The 6,042-nt window shown below is 73.1% G+C and carries 7 protein-coding genes; 3 read left to right on the forward strand and 4 right to left on the reverse strand.

What is annotated here, in order from left to right; all coding sequences use genetic code 11:
• Positions 1-236: 236 nt before the first annotated feature.
• Positions 237-719, reverse strand: a complete 483-nt coding sequence (locus NWP10_RS10100; RefSeq protein ID WP_017488320.1) for a CarD family transcriptional regulator — start codon at positions 717-719, stop codon at positions 237-239.
• A gap of 197 nt (positions 720-916) precedes the next feature.
• Between NWP10_RS10100 and NWP10_RS10105 the strand changes: the two genes are divergently transcribed.
• Positions 917-1,468 carry a hypothetical protein gene (locus tag NWP10_RS10105; protein ID WP_258300817.1) on the forward strand — a complete coding sequence of 184 codons (552 nt, stop codon included), beginning with the start codon at positions 917-919 and terminating at the stop codon, positions 1,466-1,468.
• Between the two features lie 85 nt (positions 1,469-1,553).
• On the opposite strand, the gene NWP10_RS10110 is transcribed toward NWP10_RS10105, so the two are convergent.
• Both NWP10_RS10110 and NWP10_RS10115 read right to left on the reverse strand, forming a co-directional pair.
• Complete coding sequence (locus tag NWP10_RS10110) at positions 1,554-2,234, reverse strand: response regulator transcription factor (protein WP_258300818.1); 681 nt, start codon at positions 2,232-2,234, stop codon at positions 1,554-1,556.
• A complete protein-coding gene (locus NWP10_RS10115) occupies positions 2,231-3,463 on the reverse strand; it encodes a cell wall metabolism sensor histidine kinase WalK (protein ID WP_258300819.1) in 1,233 nt (410 codons plus the stop codon). The genes NWP10_RS10110 and NWP10_RS10115 overlap by 4 nt, the downstream gene beginning before the upstream one ends.
• Positions 3,464-3,628: 165 nt before the next feature.
• On the opposite strand from NWP10_RS10115, the gene phoU reads away from it, so the two are divergent.
• On the forward strand, positions 3,629-4,300 hold the full coding sequence (phoU, locus tag NWP10_RS10120) for a phosphate signaling complex protein PhoU (RefSeq protein ID WP_258300820.1): 672 nt from the start codon (positions 3,629-3,631) through the stop codon (positions 4,298-4,300).
• Positions 4,301-4,419: 119 nt separating this feature from the next.
• Here the strand turns inward: phoU and NWP10_RS10125 are convergent, their stop codons facing one another.
• Positions 4,420-5,178, reverse strand: a complete 759-nt coding sequence (locus NWP10_RS10125) for a phosphoglyceromutase (RefSeq protein WP_258300821.1) — start codon at positions 5,176-5,178, stop codon at positions 4,420-4,422.
• A 93-nt stretch (positions 5,179-5,271) separates the two neighbouring features.
• Here NWP10_RS10125 and NWP10_RS10130 point away from each other — a divergent pair.
• On the forward strand, positions 5,272-6,042 hold a 771-nt coding region (locus tag NWP10_RS10130), incomplete at its 3' end, for a class I SAM-dependent methyltransferase (RefSeq protein ID WP_258300822.1).

Here is a 6,042-nt window from a genome sequence, read left to right on the forward strand (position 1 = left end):
GGCGGGTGCCGGCGCCGGCGGCGGCGATCACGAGGGCGGTGGGCATGCGGCCATCCTAGGGAGGGTCCCGTTTCCCACACGAAAGTACGCGGGAAGGCTCCCGTCTCCCGCACGAAAGCGTGGGGGCGGGGAGCGCCGGGCACGGCAGAGGGCCCGCGTCCACGACGCGGGCCCTCTCCTCTGCTGCGGTGCTCCTCCGTCTGGGTGCTCGGCCCGGGCGGCGGCTCGGCGGGGTCTCAGCCCTCGAGCACCTGGTCCAGCATGCCCTCGGCCTCCTCCTCGGTGACCTTCTTGGCCAGTGCGAGCTCGGAGACGAGCACCTGGCGCGCCTTGGACAGCATCCGCTTCTCGCCGGCGGACAGGCCGCGGTCCTGGTCGCGGCGCCACAGGTCGCGCACGACCTCGGCGACCTTCTTCACGTCGCCGCTGGCCAGCTTCTCCAGGTTCGCCTTGTAGCGGCGGGACCAGTTGGTGGGCTCCTCCACCTGCTCGGCCTGAAGGACCTCGACGACCTCCTCGAGGCCCTCGGAGTCCACGACGTCACGCACGCCGACCAGGTCGACGTTCTCCGCGGGGACCTCGATGGTCAGGTCGCCCTGCGCCACCTTCAGCTTGAGGTACATCTTCTCCTCCCCCTTGATGGTGCGCATCTTGATCTCCTCGATCCGCGCAGCACCGTGGTGGGGGTAGACGACGGTCTCTCCGACCTCAAAAACCATGTTGTTGTGCCCCTTTCAGACGTCTCATTCTATCATGCGCCCACGTCACGCTGCGAGTGCCGTCGTGCCGCGAGCCCCGGGATGTGATAATGCGCGGAGCCGTGACACGCGGCGTCTTCCGTGCACGGATGCGGTAGCCTGACCTCGCAGGCCCCCTGCCTCGGGGTCCTGACGTCACCGCACCTGAGGAGACCTCTGTGAAGAACGCATCCCGGCCCGCCCGGCGCCACCTCGCCGCAGGTGCGCTGGCCGCCGTCGCCCTGCTGGGCGCCACCGGCTGCTCCGCCGTGAGCCCCATCGCCACCGCCATCGAGTACGACGCGTCGGACGGCATCAACGGCGAGGAGAAGGACTTCCTCAGCTACCGCAACCTCGCCCTGGTCGGCGCCGGCGACTCGGGTCCGGCCCGCCTGATCGGCACCCTCGAGAACCTCTCGGACCAGACCCAGACCTACACCTTCCAGGCCGAGGACGGCGGCTCCGCCACCGTCCAGGTCCCCGCCGGCGAGACCTTCAAGCTCGAGGATGACGCCAACCAGACCGTCCTGGAGCGCCAGGACGCCTGGGTGGGCGAGCTCCTGCCCGTCACCGTATCCGGCAACGGCGGCCAGACCGAGCTCGAGGTCCCGCTGCTCGGCGCCACCCAGGAGCACTACCGCGACCTGCTCCCGGAGGGCGTGAGCCCCTCGGACGAGGAGCTCGACTCCCACCTCGACGAGGAGACGCACCACTACGGCGTGGAGCACTGACCCCTCCCGCACCCCGCACGCCACGGCCCCGGCCCCTCCGCCAGGAGGAGCCGGGGCCGTCGTCGTCCCGGAGGCGCCGCGGGGCTCAGGCCTCGAACTTGTAGCCCAGGCCGCGCACCGTCACCAGGTGCCGCGGGCTCGAGGGGTCCGGCTCGATCTTGGAGCGCAGCCGCTTCACGTGCACGTCGAGGGTCTTCGTGTCCCCCACGTAGTCCGACCCCCAGACGCGGTCGATCAGCTGCCCGCGGGTCAGCACCCGGCCGGCGTTGCGCAGCAGCATCTCGAGCAGCTCGAACTCCTTGAGGGGCAGCGAGACCTGCTCCCCGTCCACGGAGACCACGTGGCGCTCCACGTCCATCCGCACCGGGCCGGCGCCCAGGGTGGCGGAGGCCAGCTCCTCCGGCTCCCCCTGCCGGCGCAGCACCGCCCGCACCCGGGCCACGAGCTCCCGCGAGGAGTACGGCTTGGTCACGTAGTCGTCCGCGCCGAGCTCGAGGCCCACGACCTTGTCGATCTCGGAGTCCTTGGCGGTGAGCATGATGACCGGCACGTTGGAGCGCTGGCGCACCTGGCGACAGACCTCGGTGCCGGACATGCCCGGCAGCATCAGGTCCAGGAGGATCAGGTCCGCGCCGTCGCGCTCGAAGACGCCGAGCGCCTCGTTGCCGTCGGCGGCCACGGCCACCTCGAAGCCCTCCTTCTCCAGGAGGTAGGACAGGGGATCGCTGAACGACTCCTCGTCCTCCACGATCAGAATGCGGCTCATGCGCTGGACTCCTTCCGGGGCGGGGACGCGGCGGACGCGGTCACGCGGTGACCGCGCCGCTCGGTGACGTGGGAGGCGGCCGGGGGGCCGTCGACGGCGGCGCCGTCGTCCTCCCATTCGGGCAGGCGGATGGTGAAGGTCGAACCGCGCCCCGGCTGGGACCACAGGCTGACCTCCCCGCCGTGGTTGATCACGACGTGCTTGACGATGCTCAGGCCCAGCCCCGTGCCGCCCGTCTGGCGGGACCGGGCGGAGTCCACCCGGTAGAAGCGCTCGAACACGCGCTCCTGCTCCTCCGGGGAGATGCCGATCCCCTGGTCCGTGACGGTGACCTGGGCCAGCCCGTCCGCGGAGCTCAGGCCGATGCCCACCGTGGTGCCCTCCGGCGAGTACCGCACGGCGTTGTCCACGAGGTTGCGCACCGCGGTCATCAGCTGATCCGCGTCCCCGTGCACGACTGCGTCCACGCGCCCGCCGACGCGCAACGAGATGCCGCGGTCCTCGGCGGTGAGGCGCAGCCGGTCCACGGCGTCGGCCACCACGGCGTTGAGGTCCACGGCCCGCCCGTCCTGGACGACGTCCTTGGCCTGCAGGCGGGAGAACTCGATGATGTCCTGCACGAGGGCCGTGAGCCGGCGGGACTCGATGCCCAGCCGGGAGGCGAAGCGGCGGACGGCCTCCTCATCCTCCGCGGCGTCCCCGATGGCCTCCGCCAGCAGGGAGATGGCCCCCACGGGGGTCTTCAGCTCGTGGGAGACGTTGACCACGAAGTCGTGGCGCATGGCCTCGGTGCGGGTCACGTCCGTGCGGTCGTCCGCGAGGATCAGGATGTACTCCTCGTCCAGGGGCGCCACGCGCAGCTCCACCACGAGGCTGGACTGGCCGAGCGGGCCGCGGGGCAGCTCCAGGCGGCGCTCCACGATCACGCCCTCGGCGCGCACGGAGCGAGTGAGGTCCTTGACCTGCTGCTGCACGAGGGAGTGGCCGCGCACGAGGCCGAGGGCGTAGGCGGAGGGGTTGGCGCGCACGACGCCGTCGACGTCGTCCACCACGGCGTAGGCCCGGCCCACCACCGCGAGCACCTCCGCCGCCCCGGGGGCGAGCGTGGGCTCGCCCACCGCCAGGTCGACCGTGCGCGAGCGCTCGGACGCCCGGAAGGCCAGCATGGAGGCCACTCCGATGAACAGTCCGACCGCGCCGCAGAGCAGGCCGATGATGACGGGATCCACGGCACCAGACTAGCCTCTGGGGGCCCGGCGACGGTCGGTCGGAACCCGGCCAGACGGCGGTCTCCCGGCGTTCATGGACCGTTCACCTGCCCCTGCCAGCATGGACCGTTCGCCCCGTGGGGAACGGGGGCGGCGGCACACGGACGCCGCCGCGGAGAGGAGACCATGCGCGAGCTCTACCGCGCCGACCTCGAGCGCCTGGGACGGGACCTGACCGAGATCGCCCGCCTCGTGCATCGGGCCATGATCGACGCCCAGGAGGCGCTCGAGTCCGCCGACGTCCACGGCGCCGAGCGCGTCATCTCCGAGGACGCCCGGATCGACCGCCTGCAGGAGTCCCTGGACGAGCAGGCCGTGCGGATCCTGGCGCTCCAGGCGCCCGTCGCCACGGACCTGCGCACCGTCGTCGCGACCCTGCGCATGAGCTCCTCACTGGAGCGGATGGGCGACCTCGCCCGCCACGTGGCGCAGCTGACCCGCCTGCGCTACCCCGAGCACGTGATCCCCGCCCCCGTGCGCCCCGTGTTCACCGCCATGTGCGACGCCGCCGTGGACGTGGCCGAGGAGACCGTGCTGCTGCTCGAGACCCAGGACCTCGCCCACGCGGACCGCATCCACGCCGTGAACGAGGACGTGAACGCCCTGCACGCCTCCGTGTTCCGCTTCATCGCCGCCTCCGACTGGACGGCGACGCCGGCCACCACCACCGACGTCACCCTCGCCTCGCGCTACCTCGAGCGGTTCACGGACCACGGCCTCTCCGTGGCCGCCAAGGTCCGCTACCTGGTCACGGGCGAGTGGGCGTACCACCGCGGCTCGGAGGCCTCCGGGCCCTGACCCGCCGCGGCCCGCGCCGGGCCGCCGCCCAGCAGACGCACGACGGGCCGGGACGCCTCCCGCAGGAGGGTCCCGGCCCGTCGTGTCCGCCGGATCAGCGGCGGGGCCTCAGGCGCGCGTCAGTGCGCGGAGCCCTGGGCGGCCACCGCGGCGGCGCCGGCGGCGGCGGCCTCCGGGTCCAGGTAGCGGCCGTTCGCCGTAATCGGCTTGAGGTCCTCGTCCAGCTCGTAGACGAGCGGGATGCCGGTGGGGATGTTCAGGCCCGCGATGTCCTCGTCCGAGATGCCGTCCAGGTGCTTGACCAGGGCGCGCAGCGAGTTGCCGTGGGCGGCCACCAGCACGGTCTTGCCGGCCTTGAGGTCCGGCACGATCTCGGCCTCCCAGTAGGGGATCAGGCGGTCGATGACGTTCTTGAGGGCCTCCGTGCGGGGCGCGTCCTCGCCCAGCTCGGCGTAGCGCTCGTCGCCGCTCTGCGAGAACTCGGAGGAGTCGTCCAGGGCGGGCGGCGGGGTGTCGAAGGAACGGCGCCAGACCATGAACTGCTCCTCGCCGAACTCCTCCTTCACCTGGGCCTTGTCCTTGCCCTGGAGGGCGCCGTAGTGGCGCTCGTTCAGGCGCCAGTCGCGCTTGACCGGGATCCACTGGCGGTCCGCCGTCTCGAGGGCCAGGTTCGCCGTGGTGATCGCGCGCTTGAGCAGCGAGGTGTGGAGCACGTCCGGGTGGATGCCCTCCGCCTTCATCAGCTCGCCGCCGCGGGCGGCCTCGGCGCGCCCCTTCTCGGTGAGCGGGACGTCCACCCAGCCGGTGAACAGGTTCTTCTCGTTCCAATCGCTCTGACCGTGCCGCAGCAGGACCAGCGTGTACGTGGTGTTCGCCATGTCACCATCCTAGGCCGCGCGGGGGGGCGCGGGCCCGTGCGGGACGACGCGCGACGCCGGGCCCCTCCCGGCCCCTGTCCTAGGCTGGCCCCCATGGTGGAGAAGGCCCGGCGGCTGAGGGCGAGCACGACGCCCGGCCGGGTCCGGGGCCCGCAGGGCCACGTCACCCGCGGCACCACCGCGGCCCAGCGGATGCGCCGCGTGGACCGCTGGCTCACCGACGTCCACGGCGCCCTGCTGCGCCGCACGGACCGGCCCCTGGCCGTGGACCTGGGCTTCGGGGCGGAGCCGGTGACCGCCGTCGAGATGTTCACCCGGCTGCGGGCGGTGAACCCCGCCCTGGAGCTGACGGGACTGGAGATCGACCCGGCGCGCGTGGCCCGCGCGCGCGAGCGGGCCGGCGGCGTGCCGGGCCTGAGCTGGGCGGTGGGCGGCTTCGAGCTGCCGGTGCCCCGGCCGCCCACGGTGGTGCGCGCATTCAACGTGCTGCGCCAGTACCGGGAGGAGGACGTGCCCGCGGTGTGGGCGCTGCTGTGCGCCGGGCTGGCCGAGGACGGGGTGCTCGTGGAGGGCACCTGCTCCGAGGACGGGCGGCGGGCGGCGTGGGTGGACCTGCGCCGGGACGGGCCCGCCAGCCTGACGCTCGCCCTGCGGCTGGGCTCCTTCGAGCGCCCCTCGGACGTGGCCGCCCGCCTGCCCAAGGCGCTCATCCACCGGCACGTGCCGGGCGAGCCCGTGCACCGCCTCCTCGCCGAGGCCGACGCCGCGTGGGCCGCGCACGCCCCACTGGCGGCCTACGGCACGCGGCAGCGGTGGCTGGCGAGCGTCGCCGCGCTGCGGCAGGCCGGCTGGCCCGTGCTGGGC

Source organism: Micrococcus sp. HG099 (genome assembly GCF_024723355.1).
GTDB classification, from domain to species: Bacteria; Actinomycetota; Actinomycetes; order Actinomycetales; family Micrococcaceae; genus Micrococcus; species Micrococcus endophyticus.